This window comes from Cellulomonas carbonis, from assembly GCF_014636275.1.
In the GTDB taxonomy this organism is placed as follows: domain Bacteria; phylum Actinomycetota; class Actinomycetes; order Actinomycetales; family Cellulomonadaceae; genus Actinotalea; species Actinotalea carbonis.
Genome location: NZ_BMEB01000001.1, coordinates 397,303 through 421,358, shown reverse-complemented (window position 1 = coordinate 421,358; position 24,056 = coordinate 397,303). Strand labels below are relative to the sequence as shown.

22 protein-coding genes and 1 riboswitch are annotated in these 24,056 nt (G+C 75.6%); all 22 genes read right to left on the bottom strand.

The features are described from left to right. Nucleotides 1–41: 41 nt before the first annotated feature. Entirely contained in the window at nt 42–509 is a 468-nt protein-coding gene (gene ribH / locus IEV86_RS01915) for a 6,7-dimethyl-8-ribityllumazine synthase (protein WP_043604041.1), read from the bottom strand. Further along, nucleotides 506–1,801: a bifunctional 3,4-dihydroxy-2-butanone-4-phosphate synthase/GTP cyclohydrolase II gene (locus tag IEV86_RS01910; RefSeq protein ID WP_052425974.1), complete on the bottom strand. Its 1,296-nt coding sequence runs from the start codon at nt 1,799–1,801 to the stop codon at nt 506–508. The genes ribH and IEV86_RS01910 overlap by 4 nt, the downstream gene beginning before the upstream one ends. Next, entirely contained in the window at nt 1,798–2,397 is a 600-nt protein-coding gene (locus IEV86_RS01905) for a riboflavin synthase (protein ID WP_043604040.1), read from the bottom strand. Before IEV86_RS01905 ends, IEV86_RS01910 begins: the two co-directional genes overlap by 4 nt. Continuing rightward, nucleotides 2,397–3,623 carry a bifunctional diaminohydroxyphosphoribosylaminopyrimidine deaminase/5-amino-6-(5-phosphoribosylamino)uracil reductase RibD gene (gene ribD, locus IEV86_RS01900; RefSeq protein WP_188484529.1) on the bottom strand — a complete coding sequence of 409 codons (1,227 nt, stop codon included), beginning with the start codon at nt 3,621–3,623 and terminating at the stop codon, nt 2,397–2,399. The genes IEV86_RS01905 and ribD overlap by 1 nt, the downstream gene beginning before the upstream one ends. A gap of 89 nt (nt 3,624–3,712) precedes the next feature. Beyond that, a riboswitch (FMN riboswitch) is annotated at nt 3,713–3,848 on the bottom strand. A 99-nt stretch (nt 3,849–3,947) separates the two neighbouring features. Next, nucleotides 3,948–4,622, bottom strand: coding sequence for a ribulose-phosphate 3-epimerase (gene rpe / locus IEV86_RS01895; RefSeq protein WP_043610415.1), 675 nt, complete (start codon nt 4,620–4,622; stop codon nt 3,948–3,950). 4 nt (nt 4,623–4,626) lie between these two features. After that, nucleotides 4,627–6,297, bottom strand: coding sequence for an RsmB/NOP family class I SAM-dependent RNA methyltransferase (locus IEV86_RS01890; RefSeq protein WP_188484528.1), 1,671 nt, complete (start codon nt 6,295–6,297; stop codon nt 4,627–4,629). Next, a complete protein-coding gene (gene fmt, locus IEV86_RS01885; protein WP_043610438.1) occupies nt 6,294–7,238 on the bottom strand; it encodes a methionyl-tRNA formyltransferase in 945 nt (314 codons plus the stop codon). The genes IEV86_RS01890 and fmt overlap by 4 nt, the downstream gene beginning before the upstream one ends. Nucleotides 7,239–7,247: 9 nt before the next feature. Continuing rightward, nucleotides 7,248–7,874, bottom strand: a complete 627-nt coding sequence (locus IEV86_RS01880; RefSeq protein WP_229734434.1) for an HAD family hydrolase — start codon at nt 7,872–7,874, stop codon at nt 7,248–7,250. Nucleotides 7,875–7,894: 20 nt separating this feature from the next. Beyond that, on the bottom strand, nt 7,895–10,126 hold the full coding sequence (locus tag IEV86_RS01875; RefSeq protein ID WP_188484527.1) for a primosomal protein N': 2,232 nt from the start codon (nt 10,124–10,126) through the stop codon (nt 7,895–7,897). Nucleotides 10,127–10,165: 39 nt separating this feature from the next. Next, nucleotides 10,166–11,368, bottom strand: a complete 1,203-nt coding sequence (gene metK / locus IEV86_RS01870) for a methionine adenosyltransferase (RefSeq protein ID WP_043610147.1) — start codon at nt 11,366–11,368, stop codon at nt 10,166–10,168. A gap of 9 nt (nt 11,369–11,377) precedes the next feature. After that, nucleotides 11,378–12,658 (bottom strand): bifunctional phosphopantothenoylcysteine decarboxylase/phosphopantothenate--cysteine ligase CoaBC, encoded by a 1,281-nt coding sequence (gene coaBC / locus IEV86_RS01865; RefSeq protein WP_043610148.1) that lies wholly within the window; start codon nt 12,656–12,658, stop codon nt 11,378–11,380. A gap of 25 nt (nt 12,659–12,683) precedes the next feature. Further along, a complete protein-coding gene (gene rpoZ, locus IEV86_RS01860) occupies nt 12,684–12,947 on the bottom strand; it encodes a DNA-directed RNA polymerase subunit omega (protein ID WP_043610152.1) in 264 nt (87 codons plus the stop codon). Between the two features lie 142 nt (nt 12,948–13,089). Beyond that, nucleotides 13,090–13,689 carry a guanylate kinase gene (gmk, locus tag IEV86_RS01855; RefSeq protein ID WP_052426561.1) on the bottom strand — a complete coding sequence of 200 codons (600 nt, stop codon included), beginning with the start codon at nt 13,687–13,689 and terminating at the stop codon, nt 13,090–13,092. A gap of 1 nt (nt 13,690) precedes the next feature. Then, nucleotides 13,691–14,002 carry an integration host factor, actinobacterial type gene (gene mihF, locus IEV86_RS01850; RefSeq protein WP_034228230.1) on the bottom strand — a complete coding sequence of 104 codons (312 nt, stop codon included), beginning with the start codon at nt 14,000–14,002 and terminating at the stop codon, nt 13,691–13,693. Between the two features lie 94 nt (nt 14,003–14,096). After that, nucleotides 14,097–14,987, bottom strand: coding sequence for an orotidine-5'-phosphate decarboxylase (gene pyrF / locus IEV86_RS01845; protein ID WP_188484526.1), 891 nt, complete (start codon nt 14,985–14,987; stop codon nt 14,097–14,099). Beyond that, nucleotides 14,984–18,406 carry a carbamoyl-phosphate synthase large subunit gene (carB, locus tag IEV86_RS01840; RefSeq protein WP_188484525.1) on the bottom strand — a complete coding sequence of 1,141 codons (3,423 nt, stop codon included), beginning with the start codon at nt 18,404–18,406 and terminating at the stop codon, nt 14,984–14,986. The genes pyrF and carB overlap by 4 nt, the downstream gene beginning before the upstream one ends. Then, entirely contained in the window at nt 18,390–19,631 is a 1,242-nt protein-coding gene (gene carA, locus IEV86_RS01835; protein WP_081978893.1) for a glutamine-hydrolyzing carbamoyl-phosphate synthase small subunit, read from the bottom strand. The genes carB and carA overlap by 17 nt, the downstream gene beginning before the upstream one ends. Then, nucleotides 19,631–20,182: a PH-like domain-containing protein gene (locus IEV86_RS01830; RefSeq protein WP_043609091.1), complete on the bottom strand. Its 552-nt coding sequence runs from the start codon at nt 20,180–20,182 to the stop codon at nt 19,631–19,633. Before IEV86_RS01830 ends, carA begins: the two co-directional genes overlap by 1 nt. Next, a complete protein-coding gene (locus IEV86_RS01825) occupies nt 20,179–21,507 on the bottom strand; it encodes a dihydroorotase (protein WP_043609094.1) in 1,329 nt (442 codons plus the stop codon). Before IEV86_RS01825 ends, IEV86_RS01830 begins: the two co-directional genes overlap by 4 nt. Then, nucleotides 21,504–22,514: an aspartate carbamoyltransferase catalytic subunit gene (locus IEV86_RS01820; protein WP_043609097.1), complete on the bottom strand. Its 1,011-nt coding sequence runs from the start codon at nt 22,512–22,514 to the stop codon at nt 21,504–21,506. Before IEV86_RS01820 ends, IEV86_RS01825 begins: the two co-directional genes overlap by 4 nt. Continuing rightward, entirely contained in the window at nt 22,511–23,119 is a 609-nt protein-coding gene (gene pyrR, locus IEV86_RS01815; RefSeq protein WP_043609103.1) for a bifunctional pyr operon transcriptional regulator/uracil phosphoribosyltransferase PyrR, read from the bottom strand. The genes IEV86_RS01820 and pyrR overlap by 4 nt, the downstream gene beginning before the upstream one ends. A 35-nt stretch (nt 23,120–23,154) precedes the next feature. Next, nucleotides 23,155–23,970: a helix-turn-helix domain-containing protein gene (locus tag IEV86_RS01810; RefSeq protein WP_052426486.1), complete on the bottom strand. Its 816-nt coding sequence runs from the start codon at nt 23,968–23,970 to the stop codon at nt 23,155–23,157. Between the last annotated feature and the right edge of the window lie 86 nt (nt 23,971–24,056).

The following is a 24,056-nucleotide window of genomic DNA, read 5'->3' as shown; positions in this document are numbered from 1 at the left end:
GGCGCCCGCACCCGGTCCGGGTGTCCGTGCCGGCGCCACGCTCACAGGGTCCGCAGGGCGAGGACCGTCGCGACGGCGGCCTCCGCGGCCTCGGCGCCCTTGTCCTCGCGAGACCCCTCGAGCCCCGCCCGGTCGAGCGCCTGGGCCTCGTCGTCGCACGTGAGCACGCCGAAGCCGACGGGCGTCCCGGTGCGCAGCGCGACCTCGGTGAGCCCCTGCGTCGCCGCCTGGCAGACGAAGTCGAAGTGCGGGGTGCCGCCGCGGATGACCACGCCGAGCGCGACCACCGCGTCGGCTCCCGCCTGGGCGGCGCGCAGGGCCACGACCGGCAGCTCGAACGAGCCGGGTACGCGCACGAGCGTCACACGCTCGACGCCGGCCTTCTCGAGCGCGCGGTGCGCACCGGCGACGAGGCCGTCCATGACGACGTCGTGCCAGCTCGCTGCGACGACGGTCACGGCGAGACCGCGGCCGTCGAGGTCGAGGGTGGGTGCTCCGGCACCGCTCATCGGGGGTCCTCCTCCAGGTGCAGCAGGTGGCCCATCGCCACCGCCTTGGTGTGCAGGTACGCGGCGTTCTCGGTCGTCCGTCCTACCTCGTGCGGCACGACGTCGACGACGTCGACGCCGTGGGCCGTGAGGCCGGTGACCTTCGCCGGGTTGTTCGTCAGGAGCCGGATGCGGTCCAGCCCGAGGTCGGTCAGCATCGCCGCCGCGGCGCCGTACTCGCGCCGGTCCGCGGGGAGGCCGAGCTCGAGGTTCGCCTCGACGGTGTCGAGGCCCGCGTCCTGGAGCGCGTACGCGGAGACCTTCGCGAGCAGCCCGATCCCCCGGCCCTCGTGACCGCGCAGGTACACGACCGCGCCCCCCTCGTGCGCGGCGCGCTCGAGGGCCGCGTCGAGCTGGGGACCGCAGTCGCAGCGCAGCGAGCCGAACGCGTCCCCGGTCAGGCACTCCGAGTGGACCCGGACCACCGGGACCGCGGCCGGGTGCGCCGGGGCGTCGGCGACGAGCGCGACGTGGCCCGCTCCCGTGCGCAGGTCCCGGTACCCGTGGACGGTGAAGACACCGCGGCGGGTCGGCAGCCGCGCGCTGCCGGTGTGCTGGACCCGCGCCTCGGGCGCGAGCGGCGGCACGACGGCCGTGGTCACGTCGTCGTGCTCACGCCGCCACGCGACGAGGTCCTCGATCGTCAGGAGCACGAGGCCCTCCGACCGCGCGAGCTCGGCGGTCTCGTCGAGGCGCATCATCGAGCCGTCGTCGCGCACGAGCTCGGCGATCCCGGCGACGGGCTCGAGGCCCGCGAGGCGGCACAGGTCCACGGCGGCCTCGGTGTGCCCGGCCCGGTGCAGGACGCCGCCCGGGACCGCCCGCAGCGGCAGCACGTGCCCAGGTCGGATGACGCTGCGCGGACCGCTCGCCGGGTCGGCCAGCACGCGCAGCGTGTGCGCCCGGTCCGCGGCCGAGATGCCGGTCGTCACGCCGTCGGCGGCGTCCACGGTCACCGTGTACGCGGTGCGTCGCGGGTCCTGGCTGTGCGGGACCATGAGCGGGAGCTCGAGGGCATCGGCCCGCGCTGCCGGCATCGGGGCGCACAGGTAGCCCGACGAGTGGCGGATCGTCCAGGCGATCCACTCCGTCGTCGCCGAGCCGGCCGCGAGCACCACGTCGGCCTCGTTCTCGCGGTCGGGCGAGTCGGCGACCAGGACGGGCCGCCCCGCGCGCAGCGCCTCGAGGGCCTCCTCGACCGTGCCCAGCCGCGTCGGGCCGACCTCGTGCACCCCGGCGCCCTCGCGCGTCATCGCCGTCCCTCCGACCCGAGGAGGCGCTCGACGTACTTCGCGACGACGTCGACCTCGAGGTTGACGGGGTCACCGGGCCGCAGGCGACCGAGCGTCGTCGCGTCGAGCGTCGTCGGGATCAGGGACACGCCGAACGTGTCGTCACCCACGTGCGTGACGGTCAGCGAGACGCCGGACACCGTGACCGACCCCTTCTCGGCGACGTAGCGCGCGAGCTCGCGCGGCAGCCGGATCTCGAGGTCGTCCCAGCGCGCGCCCGGCGTGCGGGAGACCAGCTCGCCGACGCCGTCGACGTGACCCTGGACGAGGTGCCCGTCGAGACGACCGTCCGCCCGCACGGCGCGCTCGAGGTTCACGGGGGCGCCCGGCTCGAGGCCGCCGAGCGTGGTGCGCCGCAGCGTCTCGGGCATGACGTCGGCGGTGAACACCCCGTCCCCGCCGGACGACGTCACGGTGAGGCACACGCCGTCGACCGCGATCGAGTCGCCGTCGCGCACGCCGTCGGTGACCACGGGGCCGCGCAGCGTGAGCCGCGCGTCCTGCGACCGGTCGACGGCGACGACCGTGCCGACCTCCTCCACGATGCCGGTGAACATCAGGCCTCCGATGCGGGTTCTGGTGGGACGGGGTCCCCGGGCGGGGTGACCGCGCCCGGGGAGAGGGACGGTGGGACCTCGCGCGTCGGCCGGGTCGACGGGGCCGGCCGGGCGGGGCGGGCGACGACGAGGACGTCGGGGCCGACCTGGCGCGTCGTGCGCACCGACCACCGCGGCGCGTCGGCGAGCGTCGTCACGCCGAGGTCGCCGACGGCGATGGGACCCGCGCCGAGGAGCACGGGTGCGACGTAGGCGTGGAGCTCGTCGACGACGCCGGCCCGGAGGAACGCGGACGCGAGCGTCGGCCCGCCCTCGACCAGGACGTGCCGCACACCGCGCGCCGCGAGCTCGGCGAGCACCGCGTCGACGTCGTGCGTGCGCAGGTGGACGAGCTCGCCCCCGGGGCCGTGGAGGCGCGCCCCGTCGGGCACGGCACGGTGCCCGACGACGACGCGCAGCGGCGCGGGCGCGACGGCACCCTGCCCGGCGTCGTCCTCGGCACCGCCCTGGTCGGCACCGCCCTGGTCGGCACGGCCCTCGGTCGGGCGGGCGGCGTCGGCCCCGTGCCGCACGGTGAGGGCCGGGTCGTCGGCGAGCACGGTGCCGGTCCCGACGACGACCGCGTCGACCACGGCGCGCGTGCGGTGCGCGTCCGCGCGCGCCTCGGTCGACGTGATCCAGCGGCTCGTGCCGTCCGCCGCGGCGACGCGACCGTCGAGCGACGTCGCCGTCTTGAGCGTGACCCACGGCCGACCGCTGCGCACCGCGTGCAGCCACGTCTCGAGCAGCGCCTCACCCTCGGCGCGGCGCACCCCGCCGACGACGTCGACGCCCGCCGCGCGCAGCCTGCGCGCGCCGCCGCCCGCGGCCGGGTCGGGGTCGTCGACGGCGTGCACGACGCGCGCGACGCCCGCGGCAAGAAGGGCGTGCGTGCACGGCCCCGTCCGGCCCGTGTGGTCGCACGGCTCGAGCGTGACGACGGCGGTCGCGCCCCGGACGTCGTGCCCCGCTGCGCGCGCGTCCCCGAGGGCCGCGACCTCGGCGTGCGCGGTCCCGGCCCCCCGGTGCCACCCCTCGCCGATCGTGCGGCCGTCCCTGGTCAGGAGCACGCAGCCGACCCGCGGGTTCGGGCCGCGGACGGGGCCCCGGGCGGCGAGCTCGAGCGCGCGCAGCATCGCGGCGTCCTCGGCGGGCGTGGTCGCACGGACCTCGTCGCTCGCAGCCATCGTCCCTCCCCGCGGTCAGGCCCCGGGGTGGACGCGAGAGGACGCGTCGGACGCCCACGCCACGACGGTCGTGTCGCGACGTGCGGACGCCACGTGCTGCCTCCCATCCGGACTTTCACCGTCGGTCCCGGAGTTCCACCAGGTCAACCGTCCCGCCGTCAGGGCCGGGCCGGGTCGCGGACTGTCACCGCCGGTTCGGAATTGCACCGACCCCGGAGCACGTACGTGTTCGGCGTCAGTGTGCCACAGCGTGCGTGGACGCCCCTGCACGCGCCGGGCGGGTGGGACGGCCGGGCCGCAGGGACGGCCGCCCGGACGCCGCCGTCACGCGCGCGGGGCGTGCGTGTGGCCCGCGGCCAGGGTGCGGAGCTCCTCGATGCGCCCCGCCGCGTCGTCGCTGCCGTACACGGCCGATCCCGCCACGAACACGTTCGCGCCGGCGTGGGCCGCGCGCTCGATCGTCGCGGCGGAGACGCCGCCGTCGACCTGCACCCACACGTCGAGTCCGGCGGCCTCGATCGCCGCGCGCGCCCGCCGGATCTTCGGCAGCGTGCCCTCGATGAACGACTGCCCACCGAACCCGGGCTCGACCGTCATGACGAGCACCATGTCGACCTCGGCGAGCAGGTCCAGGAACGGCTCGACGGGCGTCGCGGGTCGCAGCGCGACCCCGGCGCGCGCGCCGAGCCGACGCAGCTCGCGCGCGAGGCGCACCGGCGCCTGGGCGGCCTCCGCGTGGAACGTCACGGACGCGGCACCCGCCTCGGCGAAGCCGGGGGCCCACCGGTCCGGGTCCTCGATCATGAGATGCGTGTCGACCGGGACGGGCGAGACCTGGACGATCCGCTCCACGACCGGCAGGCCGAGCGTGAGGTTGGGCACGAAGTGGTTGTCCATGACGTCCACGTGGGCGAAGTCCGCCGACGAGATCCGCCCGAGCTCGCGCTCGAGATTCGTGAAGTCGGCCGACAGGATGCTCGGGGAGATGACGACGTCCATGGCCTCAGTCTGTCGTGCGCGCGGACCCGGCCGCGTCCGGACCCGTCGACGCGCCGTCGTCGTCGGTACGACGCAGGAGCGCGAGGAACATCGCGTCCGTGCCGTGCACGTGCGGCCAGAGCTGCACGGCGGGCCCGTCCCCGAGCGGGATCGCGTCTCCCGCGACGGCACGCACAGCCGGACGTGCGTCGAGCTGCTCGACGTCGGGACGACGGCGCAGCACGTCCTGCACCACGAGCCGGGTCTCCGCCACGTGCGGCGAGCACGTCACGTACGCGACCAGACCGCCCGGGCGCACCGCGTCGAGCGCTGACCCGAGGAGGTCCCGCTGGAGGGCGCCGAGCTCGGGGACGTCGGCGGGTGACCTGCGCCAGCGGGACTCGGGCCGGCGACGCAGCGCACCGAGCCCCGTGCAGGGCGCGTCGACCAGCGCGCGGTCGAACGTGGCCGGCTCGTCCGAGCCCACGGTGCGTCCGTCGGCGCACCGCACGGTCACGACGCCCTGGGGCACCGCGGCGACGGACGCCTCCACGAGACGTGCCCGGTGCGGCTGGACCTCGGTCGCCACGACCGTCCCCGAGGTGCGGGCCGCGACGGCGCCGAGGAGCGCCGTCTTGCCACCGGGGCCGGCGCACAGGTCGAGCCAGCGCTCGCCGTCGACAGTGGGCGAGGCCGCGACGAGGGCGAGCGCGACGAGCTGGCTGCCCTCGTCCTGCACGCCCACCGCGGCGCGCTCGACGCCGACGACGTCGTGGGGGTCTCCCCCGCCGAGCACGACCGCGGCCGGTGACCACCTGCCGGGTGAGGCGCCCTCGACCGAGGCGAGCACCTCGTCGCGGTCGGCGAGGCCGGGGCGGGCGACGAGCGTGACGGCCGGTGCGGTGTTGTCGGCCTCGAGCAGCGCGGCGAGCTCGGCCGGGTCGCGTCCGTCGGCGACGAGCGCCTGGCGCAGCGCACGGACCACCCACGCCGGGTGGCTGTGCCGGACGGCAAGGGCCTCGATCTCGTCACCCGCCGCCGCACCGACCCGGTCGAGCCACACGTCGAGCGGGTCGGTGGACACGCGGCGCAGCACGGCGTTGACGAACTGGGCCGCACCCGCGCCGACGACCGTCCGGGCGAGCGCGACCGTCTCGGACACCGCCGCGTGGGCCGGGACGCGCATGCCCAGCAGCTGGTGCGCACCGAGGCGCAGCACGTCGAGGACCGGCGGGTCGATGCGCTCCGCAGGACGGTCGGCGGCGATCTCGACGACGGCGTCGTACCGCCCCCGCAGGCGCAGCGCGCCGTAGGCGAGCTCGGTCGCGAACGCGGCGTCCCGACCGCGCACACCGCGACGGCGCAGCAGCGGTGGAAGGACGAGGTTCGCGTAGGCGTCGGACGTCGCGACCTCACGGAGGACGTCGAACGCCGCGGTCCGGGCCGGGTCGCCGCCGCGTCGCCGCTCGGACGGCGCGAGCGCGCCGCGGGGACGAGCCTCCCCCGCCGCGCGCGCGGGGTTGCGCTGCCGTCCGCCGACGCGTCCCTCGCCGGACCCGCCACCCGGCCCGCCCCGGGGGCGTCGTCCGCCGGAGCCTCCCGAGCGGTCGGACCCGCCCGCGCCGCCGGGGCCTCCCGGACGGCCAGCGCCGCCGGGGCCTCGACCGCGTCCCGTGCCGCCGGCGCCGCCGGTCATCGGTCCTCACCCCCGCCGAGCCGTGCGTCCGCGGACAGCCGCGCACCCCGTGCCCAGTCCGCGGCCGCCATCGCGCGACGGCCCGCAGGGGCCAGCCGCGTGAGGGCGACCGCGTGCGTCGCCGTGCCGACCAGCACGTCGTCGCGTCCGACGCGCACCTCGCCCGGTGCGAGGTCGGTCACGTCCGGCCGCGGGCGGACGCGCTCGAGCTTGAGGCGCGACCCGTCCGGGGCGGTCGTCCACGCACCCGGGGCGGGCGTGCACGCACGCACGCGACGGTCGACAGCGGCTGCCGGGTGCTCCCAGCGCACGCGCGCGTCGTCGGTGCTCAGGCGGGGTGCGTGGCTCACGCCCTCGGCGGGCTGCGCGACGGCGACGAGCGACCCGTCCGCGATGCCGTCGACCGTCGCGACGAGGAGGCCTGCACCGGCCGTCGCGAGCCGCGCGAGCAGGTCCCCCGACGTGTCGGTCGGCCGGACGGTCTCGGTCAGCGTCCCGTAGACGGGACCGGTGTCGAGACCCTCCTCGATACGGAAGGTCGAGGCCCCGGTGACCTCGTCGCCGTGCAGCAGCGCGTGCTGGACGGGCGCTGCACCGCGCCACGCGGGCAGCAGGGAGAAGTGGAGGTTGACCCACCCGTGGCGCGGGACGCCGAGCACGGCGGGCGGCAGCAGCGCCCCGTAGGCGACGACGGGCGCGAGGTCGACGTCGAGCGCCCGGATCTGCTCGACGACCTCGGGGTCGCGCAGGCTCGTCGGCGTGAGGACGGCGATGCCGGCCGCCTCGGCCCGCTCCCGGACGGGGCTCGCGGACAGGCGTCGGCCCCGGCCCGCGGGCGCGTCGGGGCGGGTGAGGACGGCGACGACGTCGTGCGGCGACGCGATCAGCGCCTCGAGCGACGGGAGGGCGACCTCGGGGGTCCCCGCGAAGAGCAGACGCATCCGTCGATCCTAGGGCGGGGGCGCGGCTTCCTGGCCGGGCACCGGGACGCCCAGGTCGACGAGGTGACGGCGCAGGTCCGCGTGGCCGGTGAAGAGGTGGGCTCGGTAGCCGGTGGCGCGGGCGCCCTCCACGTTCCGTGCCGCGTCGTCGACGAACAGGGTGCGCCGCGGGTCGAGGCCGAACCGTGCCGCCGCGAGCTCGAAGATGCGCGCGTCCGGCTTGGCCAGACCGACCTCGCCCGAGACGAGGACGCCCTCCAGCCGCGCGATGACCGGCGCCTGACGGGGCGCGACCGAGTAGGTCTCCGCCGACCAGTTCGTCAGTCCGTGGGCGCGCAGGCCGGCGGCGAGGACGTCCGCGACGAGGGCGGACGCACCCGGGACCTCGTGCGGGACGGACTCGGCGAAGCGGCGGACGTACACGTCGAGCAGCGGGACGTGGTGCGGGTGCGACGCCAGCAGCTCCGCGCGAGCGTCGGCCCACGACCGCCCGGCGTCCTGGCGGTGGTTGAACGACGCGAAGTCGACGTCCGCGAAGAACCGCTCCACGTCGGCGCGCGGGTACCGCCCGGCGAACGGCAGGAACGGGTCCCACTCGACGAGGACGCGACCGAGGTCGAAGAGGACCGCGTCCACCGCGCGCCTCGGTCCGCGGCTCACAGCAGCCCCTGGGGCTCGAGCCGGAGACGGACGGTCCCGGGTTCGCGCCGTGCGCTGCGCGTGGCCTGCGCCGCGACGAGACGTGCCGAGACCGCGTCGGCCGACGCCCACGGCGTCCGGACGAGGGCGCGCACGGCCTCCTCGTGGACGAGGTCGAGCAGCGTGTCGGGCCCACGGGCGGGGTCCGGCCCGGGGCCCGCGGTCGCCGGGACGGGCAGGGGCCCGAGGACCTGGGCGGCGTCCGGGAGATCGGCCCGGCTCAGCAGGGCCTCGACGGCGTGACGCGCTCCCTCGAGCACCGCGACGTGGACCGCGGGTGGGAGCGAGAGGTCGCGGCGCTCGGCGAGCTCGCGTTCCGCGAACCCCGCGGGGTCCCAGCGCACGAGCGCCTGGACGGGACGAGGAGCGGCCTCCCCCACGACCACCACGGTGCCGCCCTCGGGTGCCGGTCGCACGAGCGCGCACGCGCGGGCCCACGTGCGCAGCGCCTGCTCACCGACGTCGAGGCTGTCCCGGCCCGTCACCACCGCTGCGTCGAGCAGGACCGCCGCGGCGTAGCCACCCTCCGCGGTCGGCTCCGCTCCCGGCGTCGCGACGACGAGCGCGCGCCTGGCCGGGACGCGCGCCACGACGCCGCCCTCGGCGCTGGCCCCGGAGACGCGGACCGGCACGCCGGGGAACGCGCGGCCCAGCTCCTCGGCCGTGCGGTCCGAGCCGACGCGGACCGACCTGAGGTGCTGCCCGCCGCAGTGCTCGCAGCGCCATGCCGTCGCGAGCCGACCGCACCAGCGGCACGACGGGACGCCCCCGGCGTCGGCGACCCGCAGCGGTCCGTGACAGGTCCCGCACCGTGCGACCTCGCGGCAGCGCGCGCACGCCACGACCGGGAGGTAGCCGGCCCTGGGCACCTGCACGAGGACCGGCCCGCGCTGCAGCCCGTCCTGGACGGTCCGCCACGCCGGTCCGGGCAGCCGCGCCGCGGCGGCCGGCCCCTCGCGCGCGAGCTCGGCGGCGTCCAGCCACCGCACGCGGGGCACGCGCTCGCGGACGGTGGCGCGGTCGGCCTGCACGGGGCGGGCGAACCCGTCCTCGACCCACCGCTGCGCCGCGGTCGACCGCACGTGGCCCCCGACGAGGAGCGCCGCACCCTCGTCCGTCGAGCGCATCCCGAGCACCTCGCGCACGTGGGGGTACGGCGCACGCGGCTCCGCGTGGAGCGGGTCCCCCTCGTCCCAGCACACGACGAGCCCGAGGTCCCGGACGGGCGCGAAGGCCGCCGCCCGGGTGCCGACGACGACGTCCGCCGTGCCGCGCACCGCCGCCAGGAACGACCGGTAGCGGGCGGCCGGCCCGTCGTCGGCGACCAGCCGGACCCACCCCTCGTCGGCGCCCGGCCGCCACGGCGCCACGCCGCGCCGCGAGAGCGCCGCGCCCACGGCCTCGACCTCGGCCGCGGTCGCGACCACGACCAGTGCGCCGCGGGACCCGGCCCGGGCTGCCGCGACCGCGTCGGCGATCGCGTCGGTCCAGTCCTGCCCCGGGCCGCCCGGCAGCGCCGACCAGACGGCGCGCGGCGCGCCACCCGACGCGACGTGCCGCAGGAAGGCCGTGCCGCCGACGTAGGGGTCCCAGACGGTTGCTCCGGCCCCGGCGGCGCCGGTCGCGCGGCCCGCACCGGCCACCCCGCCCGCCGCGTCGTCCGCGGACACCCCGGCGCCTGCAGGCTCCGCCGGTCCCGGAGTCCCGCCGGGACGCTCCTGCCTCTCCCAGGGCTCGGCCTCGGTCCGGGCGTGCCGCGGGGGGATCGCCAGCCGAAGGACGTCGGGCAGGGTGCCCGCCCACCGGGCCGCGACGCGCCGCGCGAGACCGAGCACGGGCGCGGTGAGGACGACCTCGCCGGAGACGACACGTCGCAACGGGACGAGCTCGCCGTCGTGCTCCGCCGCGTCGGCGCGCTCGACGAGGTAGCCGTCGACGTCCTGGCCGCCGAAGCGGACCCGCACGCGCACACCCGGGCGCGCCTGCTCGTCCATCGACGCCGGCACGGCGTACTCGAAGACGCGGTCGAGGTGCGGCACCGGGCGGTCGACGACGCAGCGGGCGACCGGCAGGTGCGCCGCGACGGGCCCCGCAGCACGCACGCGTCGCGTGCGCGGCCGAGGGAGGCCGTCGAGCACACCGTCCAACGCCGGCTGCGCGTCCGTACTGACCGCTCCGCGCTCCGTCATCTGGTCATCCCACCACGCGCCACCGACGCGCCGGCGGGGTCAGGACAACGCGCTGCGCAGGTCCATGACCCGGTCGGTGCGCTCCCACGTGAAGTCGGCCAGCTCACGCCCGAAGTGGCCGTAGGCGGCGGTGCGGGCGTAGATCGGACGCAGCAGGTCCAGGTCGCGGACGATCGCCGCGGGGCGCAGGTCGAAGACCTCGCGGATCGCGGCGGTCAGCCGGTCGACCGGGACGGTCTCGGTGCCGAACGTCTCGACGTACAGGCCCACCGGGTGCGACGCGCCGATCGCGTAGGCGACCTGGACCTCGCAGCGCCGCGCGAGCCCCGCCGCGACGACGTTCTTCGCGACCCACCGCATGGCGTAGGCGGCGGACCGGTCGACCTTCGACGGGTCCTTGCCCGAGAACGCGCCGCCGCCGTGCCGCGCCATGCCGCCGTAGGTGTCGACGATGATCTTGCGGCCCGTCAGGCCGGCATCCCCCTGGGGCCCGCCGACGACGAACTGCCCGGTCGGGTTGATGAGCAGGCGGTAGCCGGTCGTGTCGAGGCCGACGTCCTCGAGGACGGGCGCGACGACGTGCTCGGCGACCTCGGGCGCGAGGCGGCTCTCGAGGTGCACCCCCGGGTCGTGCTGCGTCGAGACCACGACGGTGTCCAGGCGCACGGCGCGGTCGCCGTCGTAGCCGATCGTGACCTGCGTCTTGCCGTCCGGGCGGAGGTAGTCGAGCGTGCCCTCCTTCCGCACCGACGCGAGGCGCTCGGCCAGGCGGTGCGCGAGCCAGATCGGCAGGGGCATGAGGGAGGGCGTGTCGTCGCACGCGTAGCCGAACATGAGCCCCTGGTCACCCGCGCCCTGGGCCTCGAGCGGGTCCTCGGCGTGACCGTCGTGCCGGACCTCCCACGCCTTGTCGACGCCCGCGGCGATGTCGGGCGACTGCTGCCCGATCGACACCGAGACGCCGCACGAGTGGGCGTCGAACCCGATCGTCGACGACGTGTACCCGATGCGGTTGAGCGTGTCCCGCACGACCTGCGGGATCTCGACGTACGCCTCGGTCGACACCTCGCCGGCGACGTGGACGAGACCGGTCGTGACCATGGTCTCGACGGCCACGCGCGCCGCCGGGTCCTGCGCGAGGATCGCGTCCAGGATGCCGTCGGAGATCTGGTCGCAGACCTTGTCGGGGTGCCCCTCCGTCACCGACTCGGACGTGAAGAGGCGCTGCGAGGCAGAGGTCATCCGGCAAGACTACTGGCGGGTCGCAGCCCCGCCGGACACGTCCGCCAGCCGGTCGACCACCGCGTCCCAGACGGCTCCGGCGACCTGGTCCTTGGTGCCCGCGGCGGTGGCGACCTCGTCACCCGCGGCGTCGAGGACGACGACCTCGGTCCCGACGGGACCGAAGCCGCGACCGTCGCCGACCGCGTTGACGACCAGGAGGTCGGCACCCTTGCGCTTGGCCTTCGCCCGCCCGTGGTCGAGCACCGACCCGCCCGCGTCACCGGTCTCCGCGGCGAAGCCGACGACGACCTGCCCGGTGCGCAGCCGGTCGTGCGCGAGCTCGGCGAGGACGTCAGGGTTCTCGGCGAGCTCGATCGTCGGAGGGCCCCCGTCCGCCGACTTCTTGATCTTGGCGTCGGACCGCGTGACCGGGCGGAAGTCCGCGACCGCCGCAGCCATCACGACGACGTCGGCGGCGGCCGCCTCCGCGCGGACCGCGGCGCGCAGCTGCGCGGTCGTCTCGACGGGCACGACGCGGACGCCGTCGGGCGCAGGCAGGTCCACGTTCGCCGCGACGAGCGTGACGTCGGCGCCGCGGGCCACCGCGGCGCGCGCGAGGGCCCAGCCCTGGTGACCCGTGGAGCGGTTCCCGAGGAACCGGACGGGGTCGAGCGGCTCGCGCGTCCCGCCGGCGCTGATGACGACGCGGCGGTCGGCGAGGTCCGCGTGCGGACGTGCGGCGGGGTGCCGCGCACCCGCGTCGGCGTCGGCCGACGACGCGCCCGACCCGACCAGCGCGAGCGCCGCCTCGGCGATGACCTCGGGTTCGGGGAGGCGCCCCGCGCCGCTGTCGGCGCCCGTCAACCGCCCGACCGCCGGGTCCAGTACGTGCGCACCCCGTTCGCGCAGGGTCGCGACGTTGGCGCGCGTCGCGGGGTGCTCCCACATCTCGGTGTGCATCGCTGGTGCGAGCAGCACGGGGCAGCGCGCCGTCAGCAGCGTCGCGGTCAGCAGGTCGTCGCTGCGTCCCGTCGCGGCACGCGACAGCAGGTCGGCCGTCGCGGGCGCGACGACGACGAGGTCGGCCCAGCGGCCGAGGCTCACGTGCTCGACCGCGGCGACGTCGTCGAAGACGCCGGTCGTCACGGGGCGCCCGGACAGGGCCTCCCACGTCGCGCGGCCGACGAACTCGAGCGACGCGGGGGTCGGCACGACGCGGACCTCGTGCCCCGCCTCGGTGAGCAGCCTGAGCAGGAGCGCCGCCTTGTAGGCCGCGATGCCCGCGGACACGCCGAGAACGATGCGCATGGCTGCTCCCCGGGCGGGCGGTGCGTCAGTCCTCGTCGGCCTTGACGGTCAGGAGGCCTGCGTTGATCTCGCGCATCGCGATGGACAGCGCCTTCTCCTGGTGGCGGGCCTCGACGAGCGGGCCGACGTACTCGAGCAGGCCCTCGTTGAGCTGCGAGTAGTACGCGTTGATCTGACGCGCGCGCTTGGCCGAGTAGATGACGAGCGCGTACTTGGAGTCCGCGGCGGACAGGAGGTCGTCGATCGGCGGGTCGGTGATGCCCTCGGGCTTGGCGACGGTTCCGGACATGTGCGTGCTCCCTGACAGGGTTGGTCGGGTGGGTCGGCGCGTCCGGCTGGCCGCGGCCGACGACAGCGCCCGCGGGCGGCCGTCCTCGTCGCCGACCGCACCCGGCCGGACGGACCGGCCGCACGGCGGCAACCGCCACATCCTACCGCCTGGCCAGACCCATCACGGTGACGAGCTCGTCGGTCGCACGCCGGACGTCGTCGTTGACGATCGTGTGGTCGAACTCCGGCTCGGCGGCGAGCTCGACGCGCGCGGTCGCGAGGCGACGCTCGCGCTCCTCTTCGTCCTCGGTCCCCCGGCCGACGAGGCGTCGGACGAGCTCGTCCCAGCTCGGCGGCGCGAGGAAGACGAAGCGGGCCTCGGGCATCGCGGCGCGGACCTGGCGCGCCCCGGCGAGGTCGATCTCGAGCAGCGCGGGCTCCCCCGCCCTGAGCCGCTCGACCACGGCGGCGCGCGGCGTCCCGTAGCGGTTGCGGCCGTGGACGACCGCCCACTCGAGGAACTCGCCCTCGGCGACCATGCGGTCGAACGTCGCGTCGTCGACGAACAGGTAGTGGACGCCGTCGACCTCGCCCGGGCGGGGCGGTCGCGTCGTCGCGGAGACGGACAGCCAGACCTCGGGGTACCGCGCGCGCACGTCGGCGGAGACGGTGCCCTTGCCCACGGCGGTGGGCCCGGCGAGAACGGTCAGCCGGGCACCCTCCGTGGCGTCGGGGCGGGGCGGCGTGGCGGCGGACGTCACCTCAGCCGAAGCGCTCGATGAGCGCCTGCGCCTGGTGCGGCCCCAGGCCACGGAGGCGGCGCGTCTCGGAGATGCCGATCTCGGCCATGATCGCGCGGGCCTTGATCTTGCCGACGCCGGGCAGGGACTCGAGCAGCGCCGAGACCTTGAGCTTCCCGATGACGTCGTCGGTCCGGCCCTGCTCGATCACCTCGGCGAGCGAGCCCTGCGAGTACTTCAGGCGGTTCTTGACCTCCGCACGGGCCTGCCGCGCAGCGGCGGCCTTCTCGAGTGCGGCAGCACGCTGTTCCGGGGTCAGCGGGGGTAGTGCCACGCGGGTCACCTTCTTCGCAGAGACGGGGGCGGACGGGTCGAACCTAGCGAGGCGAGGCCTCCGGAGGCAACGCGTGCGCGCGCACCGTCGCAGGTCAGCGCAGGGCCGCGCCGGCCTCGTCCGCCGCTGTCCGGGCGGCCCCCAGCAGGGCCGCGGGGTCCGGGCCGGCGGACAGCACGCCGCGGGACACCGACGCGACCACGGCACGGCGCGCGTCGCCGAAGACGTCGGCGAGCTCGGCCGGCCCCGCGCCCTGCGCGCCGACGCCGGGGGCGAGCAGCGGCCCGCGGACCGCCCCGAGGTCGATGCCGAGCTCGCGGACCGCGCCACCGACCGTCGCGCCGACGACGAGGCCCACCGAGCCGAGCGCCGCACCGGTGGCGGCGCACTCGGCTGCGTTGAGCGCGGCGGCCTCCGCGGCGACGACCCCGGCGACGCTGGGGCCCGCGAGGCCGTCGGCGCCCACGGTCCGTGCGTGCTGCACGGCGGCGCCCTCGGGGTTGGACGTGAGCGCGAGCACGAACAGTCCCCTACCGGTCGCGGAGGCCGTCCGCACCGCGGGCTCGAGCGAGCCGAAGCCGAGGTAGGGGCTGACCGTCACGGCGTCGCCCGCGAGGGGCGAGCCGTCGCGCAGGTACGCGTCCGCGTACGCCTGCATGGTCGAGCCGATGTCGCCCCGCTTGGCGTCGACGACGAGCTCGGTACCCGTGCCGCGCACCGCCGCGACGACCTCCTCGAGCACCGCGACCCCCGCGGACCCGTGCCGCTCGAAGAAGGCCGCCTGGGGCTTGATGGCCGCGACCCGGCCCGCCAGCGCCGTGGTCACGGTGTCGGCGAAGCGACGCAGGCCGTCCACGTCGTCGGTCATGCCCCACGCGGCGAGGAGCGCCGGGTGGGGGTCGATGCCGACGCACAGCGGGCCCAGGCGGTCGGCGGCCGCCGCGATACGGCTCCCGAACGCCGGCGTGACCGGGGCCGCGCTCACGCGCGCGCCCCGGTGGGCCGCTCGGCGCCCTGCGCGGACCCGTCACCCGCGCCGCCCGAGCCGGCCGCACCGTCGCGCGGTGCCGGGCGCGTGCGGTCGCGCAGCTCGAGCACGTGGTCCTGGAGGCTGCGGACCGAGAACGGCCCCGCGAGCAGGGACTCGATGCCCTGGACGGCGGCGGCCAGCTGCTGGACGGTCGTGACGATCGGCTTGTCGACCGTCACCGCGGCCGTCCGGATCTCGTAGCCGTCGGCCTTCGCGCCCTGACCCGAGGGCGTGTTGACGACCATGTCGACCTCGCCGGCCTCGATGAGGTCGACGACGGTCGGCTCGCCCGCGGGACCGCGGCCCTCGGAGTTCTTGCGCACGACCGTCGACGCGATGCCGTTGCGACGCAGCACAGCGGCCGTGCCCTGGGTCGCCAGGATCTCGAAGCCGAGCTCCGACAGCCGCTTGACCGGGAACGTGATCGAGCGCTTGTCCCGGTCGGCCACCGAGATGAACACGCGACCCGACGTCGGCAGCCCGCCGAAGGCCGCGGCCTGCGACTTGGCGAACGCCGTCGGGAAGTCGACGTCGAAGCCCATGACCTCGCCGGTCGAGCGCATCTCCGGCCCGAGCACCGTGTCGACCATCGAGCCCCGTGCGGTCCGGAACCGCTTGAACGGCAGCACGGCCTCCTTGACGGCGATGGGCGCGTCGAGGCCCAGGTCGCCGCCGTCGCCGTCAGCCGGGAGGACGCCGTCGGCGCGCAGCTGCGCGATCGACCAGCCGGCCATGACGAGGGCAGCGGCCTTGGCCAGCGGCACCCCGGTGGCCTTGGACACGAACGGGACGGTGCGGCTCGCGCGCGGGTTGGCCTCGAGCACGTAGAGCACGTCGGAGACGAGGGCGAACTGCACGTTGAGCAGCCCACGGACCCCGACGCCGCGCGCGATCGCCTCGGTCGAGACGCGGATGCGGTCGAGCTCGGCCGCCGAGACCGTGACGGGCGGCAGGACGCACGCGGAGTCGCCCGAGTGGATCCCGGCCTCCTCGATGTGCTCCATGACGCCGCCGAGGTACAGCTCGGTGCCGTCGAACAGAGCGTCGACGTCGAGCTCGATCGCGTCGTCGAGGAACCGGTCGACGAGCAGGGGCGGGATCTCGCCCGTGCCGCCGTTCGCCGCCGCCGCGGCGCCGAGCGCCCGCTCGACGTACTCCCCGAGCTGCCCGTCGGAGTAGACGATCTCCATGCCGCGCCCGCCGAGCACGTACGACGGACGGACGAGCACGGGGTACCCGATGCCGCGCGCCACCTCGGTGGCCTCGGCCAGCGAGCGTGCGGTGCCGAACGCCGGCGCGGGCAGGCCCGCGTCGGTGAGGACCGTGCCGAAGACCCCGCGGTCCTCGGCGGCGTCGATCGCGGCGGGCGGGGTGCCGAGGATCGGGATGCCCGCGGCCTCGAGGCGCTCGGCCAGCGCGAGCGGCGTCTGGCCGCCGAGCTGGACGATGACCCCCGCCACGGGACCGACCGCGAGCTCTGCCTGGTAGACCTCGAGCACGTCCTCGAACGTCAGCGGCTCGAAGTAGAGGCGGTCCGAGGTGTCGTAGTCCGTGGAGACGGTCTCGGGGTTGCAGTTGACCATGATCGTCTCGTAGTGCTCGCGCAGCGCGAGGGCCGCGTGCACGCACGAGTAGTCGAACTCGATGCCCTGGCCGATGCGGTTCGGGCCCGAGCCGAGGATGATCACGGCCTCGCGCTCGCGCGGCTCGACCTCGGTCTCGTCGTCGTACGACGAGTAGTGGTACGGCGTCCGCGCGGCAAACTCGGCGGCGCACGTGTCGACCGTCTTGTAGACCGGGCGGACGCCGAGCGCCTGCCGGACCTCACGCACGGTGCTCTCGGCGATACCGCGCAGCCGGCCGATCTGCTGGTCGGAGAGGCCGTGCCGCTTCGCGCGACGCAGCAGCTCGGGTGCGAGGTCGGGCGACGTGGCGACCTCGTCGGCGATGCCGTTGACGAGCACGACCTGGTCGAGGAACCACGGGTCGATCCCGGTCGCCTCGTACACCTCCTGCACCGACGTGCCGCCGTCGACGCCGACCGAGCGCAGCGCCTGCTGCACGTCGATCAGGCGGCCCTCGGTCGGGATCCGGATCGAGGCCATGAGCTCGGCGAGCCGCTCCCCCGTCGGGACGTCGCCGTCCCAGTGGAACACCGACCCGGCCTTGTCGATCGAGCGCATCGCCTTGCCGAGCGCCTCGGCGAAGTTCCGGCCCATCGCCATCGCCTCGCCGACGGACTTCATGGTCGTCGTCAGCAGCGGGTCGGCCGAGGGGAACTTCTCGAACGCGAAGCGCGGCACCTTGACGACGACGTAGTCGAGCGACGGCTCGAACGACGCCGGGGTCGACCCGGTGATGTCGTTGGGGATCTCGTCGAGCGTGTAGCCGACGGCGAGCCGGGCCGCGATCTTGGCGATCGGGAAGCCGGTGGCCTTCGACGCGAGCGCCGACGAGCGCGACACGCGCGGGTTCATCTCGATGACGACGACGCGCCCCGTGGCCGGGTGCACCGCGAACTGGATGTTGCAGCCGCCGGTGTCGACGCCGACCTCGCGGATCACCGCGATGCCGATGTCCCGCAGGCGCTGGTACTCGCGGTCGGTGAGCGTGAGGGCCGGCGCGACCGTGACCGAGTCGCCCGTGTGCACCCCGACGGGGTCCACGTTCTCGATCGAGCAGACGACGACGACGTTGTCCGCGTGGTCGCGCATGAGCTCGAGCTCGTACTCCTTCCAGCCGAGGATCGACTCCTCGAGGAGCACCTCGGTGGTGGGCGAGTAGTGCAGGCCCGCCCCCGCGATGCGCCGCAGGGCCTCCTCGTCGTGCGCGATGCCCGAGCCGAGGCCGCCCATCGTGAACGAGGGACGCACGACGACGGGGTACCCCAGCTCGTCGGCGGCCGCGAGCACCTCGTCGATCGAGTGCGCGATGACGCTGCGCGCGCTCTCGGCGCCCGCGCGCTCGACGACCTGCTTGAACGCCTGGCGGTCCTCGGCCAGGTGGATCGACTCGGTGTTGACGCCGATCATCTCGACGCCGTAGCGCTCCAGCACGCCCGCCTCGTCGAGCGCGATCGCGGTGTTGAGCGCGGTCTGCCCGCCGAGCGTCGGCAGGATCGCGTCGGGACGCTCCTTGGCGATGATCGCCTCGACGACCTCGGGCGTGATCGGCTCGATGTACGTCGCGTCGGCGAACTCGGGGTCGGTCATGATCGTGGCCGGGTTGGAGTTCACGAGGATGACCCGCAGGCCCTCGCTGCGCAGCACGCGGCAGGCCTGCGTGCCGGAGTAGTCGAACTCGGCGGCCTGACCGATGACGATCGGTCCGGATCCGACGACCAGGACGCTCGTGAGGTCAGTGCGACGGGGCATCGGTGGTCTCCTCGGTGGCGGTGGCGGGGGCGTCGCCGGTCGCCCGGTCCTCGACGCCCCCGGTCGTCATGAGCTCGACGAAGCGGTCGAACAGGTAGTCGGCGTCGTGCGGACCGGCCGCGGCCTCGGGGTGGTACTGCACCGAGAACGCCGGCAGGTCGAGGCACTCGAGACCCTCGACGACGTCGTCGTTGAGGGCGATGTGCGAGACGACGACGCGCCCGTAGCGCCCGTCGTCGTACGGCGCGGTCGACTCGCCCTCGACGGGCGCGTCGACGGCGAAGCCGTGGTTGTGGGCGGTGATCTCGACCTTCTGCGTGCGGCGGTCCAGCACGGGCTGGTTCACGCCGCGGTGGCCGTAGGTGAGCTTGTACGTCCCGTAGCCGAGCGCGCGTCCCAGGAGCTGGTTGCCGTAGCAGATCCCGAAGAACGGGATCCGGCGGTCGAGCACCGAGCGGAGCAGCTCGACCTCGTGCACAGCGGCGGCCGGGTCCCCCGGTCCGTTCGAGAAGAACACGCCGTCGGGCGCGAGCGCGAGCACGTCCTCGGTCGTGGCGGTCGCCGGCAGCACGTGCGTCCGCACTCCGCGCTCGGCGAGGCGCTGCGGCGTCATCGACTTGATGCCGAGGTCGATCGCGACGACGGTCGCGACGGCGTCGGTCCCGCTCGCGGGGCCGCGCCGCGGCTCGACGGTGTACGGCTCGGACACCGTCACCTCGCGCGCGAGGTCCGCACCGGCCATCACGGGTGCCGACGCCACCACGTCGAGCAGGTCCTGCTCGACGAGCAGGCGCCCGCCCGCGTCGCGCAGCGCGTCGCCCGAGAAGATCCCCGCGCGCATCACGCCGCGCTCCCGCAGGTGCCGCGTGAGCGCGCGCGTGTCGATGTCGCTGATGCCCACGACGTCGTCGGCGGCGAGCGCTTCGTCGAGGGTGCGTGTCGACCGCCAGCTCGACGGCCGGATCGCGGGGTCGCGCACCACGAAGCCCGCGACCCAGATGCGCGTCGACTCGGGGTCCTCGTCGTTGACGCCCGTGTTGCCGATGTGGGGCGCCGTCATGACGACGATCTGCCGGTGGTACGAGGGGTCGGTGAGCGTCTCCTGGTAGCCGGTCATACCGGTGTTGAAGACGATCTCGCCGACGGTCGAGCCGCGCGCCCCGAACGCGCGGCCCGTGAACGTGCGCCCGTCCTCCAGGACCAGCACTGCGGTGTCGTCGCTCATCAGGACTCCTCGGTGGGGGTGGACGGGGTCGCGCCCGCCGACGCGTCGGCGACGAGCGCGCGGACGGCGTCGGTCAGGACGGACCGGTGGGCGGGGTGGCGCAGGCGCAGACCGGTGTCGACCGGCTGCGGGCCCTCGGGCGTCGCGAGGCGCCAGCGGAGCAGGACGAGGCCCTCGCCGCCGACGTGCTTGCCGGCGACCCCCGACGCGCGGTGCGCGTCGACGAGGTCCGCGGTGGGGACGAAGAGGTCGGTCTCGCCCTCGCGCTCGACGACGACGCCCGCGTCGTGCACCCGCACCACGGCGGCGGAGCGCCGGCCGAGCCCGTGCCCCGGGACGCGCGTGAGCGGGTCGTCGGCGTCGACGGTCGAGACGTAGGTGCCCTCCATCGCCTCGGAGCGCGGCGTGCCGAGGTCCGCGGGCGCGGGCGTGAGGGTCGTGGCCGCGGTCGAGGCGGACTCGCGACGCAGCCACGACCGTGCCATCACGGCGACGACGCCGACGAACACCAGGACGAGCACCGCCACGGCGAGCACCTGCTCCGACGTCACCGGGTGACCGCCTCGGGCTCGACCGGGGCGCCCTCGAGCACCGTGGCGCGGCCGCGCAGGAACGTCGCGACGACGCGTGAGGCGAGCTCCTGGCCCCCGAAAGGCGTGTTCGTGCTCGCGCTGAGCAGGCCGCGGGGGTCGACGGTCCACCGCGCGGCGGGGTCGACGAGCGTGACGTTGGCGGGCTCCCCGACCGCGAGCGGGCGGCCCTGTGCGAGCGGGCCGGAGTCGATGCGCCCGATGCGCGCGGGCGTCGCCGACAGCACGCGGGCGACCTCGGCCCACGTCATGCGGCCGGTCTCGACCATGGTCGTCGCGACGACGGGCAGCGCGGTCTCGAGCCCGGTCATCCCGAACGCCGCGGCGGCCCACTCGCAGTCCTTGTCCTCACGCGTGTGCGGCGCGTGGTCGGTCGCGACGACGTCGATCGTGCCGTCGGCGAGCGCGGCGCGCAGCGCCTCGACGTCCTCGGCGGTGCGCAGCGGCGGGTTGACCTTGTACAGCGGGTCGTAGGTGCGGGCGAGCCCGTCGGTGAGCAGCAGGTGGTGGGGCGTGACCTCGGCCGTGACGTCGATCCCGCGTGCCTTGGCCCAGCGCACGATCTCGACGGACCCGGCGGTCGACAGGTGGCACACGTGCAGGCGCGACCCGACGTGCTCGGCGAGCAGGACGTCGCGCGCGATGATCGCCTCCTCCGCCACCGCGGGCCAGCCCGCGAGCCCGACCTCGGCCGACACGACGCCCTCGTGCATCTGGGCGCCCTGCGTGAGGCGCGGCTCCTGCGCGTGCTGTGCGATGACGCCGTCGAACGCCTTGACGTACTCGAGCGCCCGGCGCATGAGGACCGGGTCGTGCACGCAGTGGCCGTCGTCCGAGAACACGCGCACACGGGCGGCCGAGTGCGCCATCGCGCCGAGCTCCGCGAGCTGCGTGCCCGCGAGACCCACGCTCACCGCGCCGACCGGCAGCACGTCGACCCAGCCGGCGTCGCGGCCGAGGCGCCACACCTGCTCGACGACGCCGGCGGTGTCGGCGACGGGCGACGTGTTCGCCATCGCGTGGACCGCGGTGAAGCCCCCGGCCGCCGCGGCACGCGTGCCGCTCGCGACGGTCTCGGCGTCCTCGCGGCCGGGCTCGCGCAGGTGGGTGTGCAGGTCGACCAGACCCGGGAGCGCGACGAGGCCCTCGGCGTCGACCGTGACGGTCCGGGCGTCCGCGCCGGATGCGGCGTCGGCGCCCGTCGCGGCGATGCGGCCGTCGGCGAGCAGCAGGTCGGTCGGAGCGCCGCCGAGGGGCGCCGCTCCGCGCAGCAGGTACGTCGTCATCCCCAGGTCTCCCTCTCCCCCGCGAGCAGCAGGTACAGCACGGCCATGCGGACCGCGACGCCGTTGGCCACCTGCTCGACGATCACGGCGCGGTCCGAGTCGGCGGCGTCGGCCGAGATCTCCAGGCCGCGGTTCATCGGCCCGGGGTGCAGGACGATCGCGTGCTCCGGGAGCATCCGCAGCCGGCGGGCGTCGAGACCGAACGTGCGCGTGTACTCCAGCGGGCTCGGGAAGAACCCCGTCGCGCCGTGACGCGCCGACCCTGCGGCCTGCTCGCCCGACCCGCCCATCCTCTCGCGCTGGACGCGCAGCATCATGATCGCGTCCGGCTGCTGGTCGGCGATGACCTCGTCCAGGTGGTACGACACCGCGCACGGCCACGCCTCGACGCCGACCGGCACGAGCGTCGGCGGCGCGACGAGCGTGACCCGCGCACCGAGCGTGGTCAGCAGCGCCACGTTGGACCGGGCGACGCGCGAGTGCAGGACGTCGCCCACGATCGCGACGTGCGTGCCCGTGAGGTCGCGGCCGACGCCCTCGGGCTCGTCGGCCGTCCGGACGAGGTGCCGACGCAGCGTGAAGGCGTCGAGCAGCGCCTGCGTGGGGTGCTGGTGCGTCCCGTCGCCCGCGTTGACGACCGCGGCGTCGACCCAGCCCGCGTGCGCGAGGCGGTGCGGCGCACCCGAGGCGTGGTGGCGCACGACGACGGCGTCGGCGCCCATGGCCTGCAGCGTCAGTGCGGTGTCCTTGAGCGACTCGCCCTTGGACACGCTCGATCCCTTGGCGGCGAAGTTGATGACGTCGGCCGAGAGCCGCTTGGCCGCGGCCTCGAACGAGATGCGCGTCCGGGTCGAGTCCTCGAAGAACAGGTTGACGACGGTCCGCCCGCGCAGCGTGGGCAGCTTCTTGATCTCGCGCGACTGCGTCGCGGCCATCTGCGCGGCGGTGTCGAGGATCGCGACGGCGGCGTCGCGGTCCAGGTCGGACGCGCTGAGCAGGTGCCTCATCGCGCACCTCCCGTGATGCGCACCGAGTCGACGCCGTCGGTCTCGGCGAGGCGGACCCGCACCTGCTCGGCGAGCGACGTCGGCAGGTTCTTGCCGACGTAGTCGGCGCGGATCGGCAGCTCGCGGTGGCCGCGGTCGACGAGGACCGCGAGCTGGACCGAACGCGGCCGGCCGAGGTCGTTGAGGGCGTCGAGCGCGGCCCGGACGGTCCGTCCGGAGAACAGCACGTCGTCGACCAGGACGACGACCCGGTCGTCGACCGAGCGACCCGGTGGCAGCTCGGTCGCGCCGATGCTGCGCGTCGGGTGCCGGTGGAGGTCGTCGCGGTACATCGTCACGTCGAGCGACCCGACGAGGCGCTCGGCGTCGGCGCCGGGCTCGACCTCGGCGATGCGCTGCGCGAGGCGGCGGGCGAGCGGGAGCCCGCGGGTCGGGATGCCCAGCAGGAGGAGGTCGTCCGCGCCCTTCGAGCGCTCGAGGATCTCGTGGGCGATGCGGGTCAGCGACCGGTTCACCTCGGCGGGGCCGAGGACCTCGGTCCCCTCGTGGTCGTCCCCTGCGGGGACGGCGGGACCGGGCGTGGGCACAGCAGGGCCAGAGGACATCTGGCGACCTCCTTCCCCGCCTCACAGGACGGGTCTTAAAGGATGTCCGACGGCGCCGACCCTACTGCACGGCCCGGCGCCGCGGGACGCGTGTCCACGGGCCGCTCGACCGCGCGGCGGAACTGGGCGGGCGTCTGCCCCGTGAGGTGTCCGAACGTCCGCGTGAACACCGCCTGGTCGTAGAAGCCCACCGCGGTCGCGACCTCGGCGATCGGGACGGACGTCGTCGTGAGGAGCACCGCGGCGCGGTCGATCCGGGCACGCAGGACGTACCGCCGCGGCGAGAGCGAGAAGACGCGCCGCATGCGCCGGTCGAGCACCGCGGTCGAGCACCCGGCGACGTCTGCCATCTCCGCGACGGACGGGGGGTCCGCGAGCCGCTCCTGGACCAGCGCGACCACGCGCGAGAGCGAGCTCACCGCGACGTCCGCCGGGTCGGACGTGCGCAGGTCCTCGGAGGTGCTCACCAGCCCGACGACGACGTCGTCGACCCGGACGGGCTCCTTGGACGTCAGGTACCAGCCGGGCGACCCGCCGGGCCGCAGGATGAGCTCGAGCTCGTGGTGCAGCGGCTCCCCCGTCGTCAGCACGTGCTCGTCCTGCGCGTCGTAGTGCTGCGCGAGCACGGGGTCGAACAGGTCCTCGGCGCGGCGGCCGACGACCGCGCGGCGCGAGCGCTCGTTGGTCCGGTCCACGAACACCTGGTTCACCGCGACGTACCGCCCGGTCGTGTCCTTGGCGCAGAACATCGTGCCGGTCAGGCCGTCCATGAGCCGCAGCAGCTCGGGGCTGAGTGCGCCGAGCAGGCGCGCGCCCTCGGGCCACAGGACGGAGGACGCGACGGTGGACATCGGGCCGAGCCTAGGACCGTCCGGCACGTCCCCTCGCGTGCGGCGGGTCGAGTTCGTACAAGACACGGCGCTCGCCGTGGGAACAG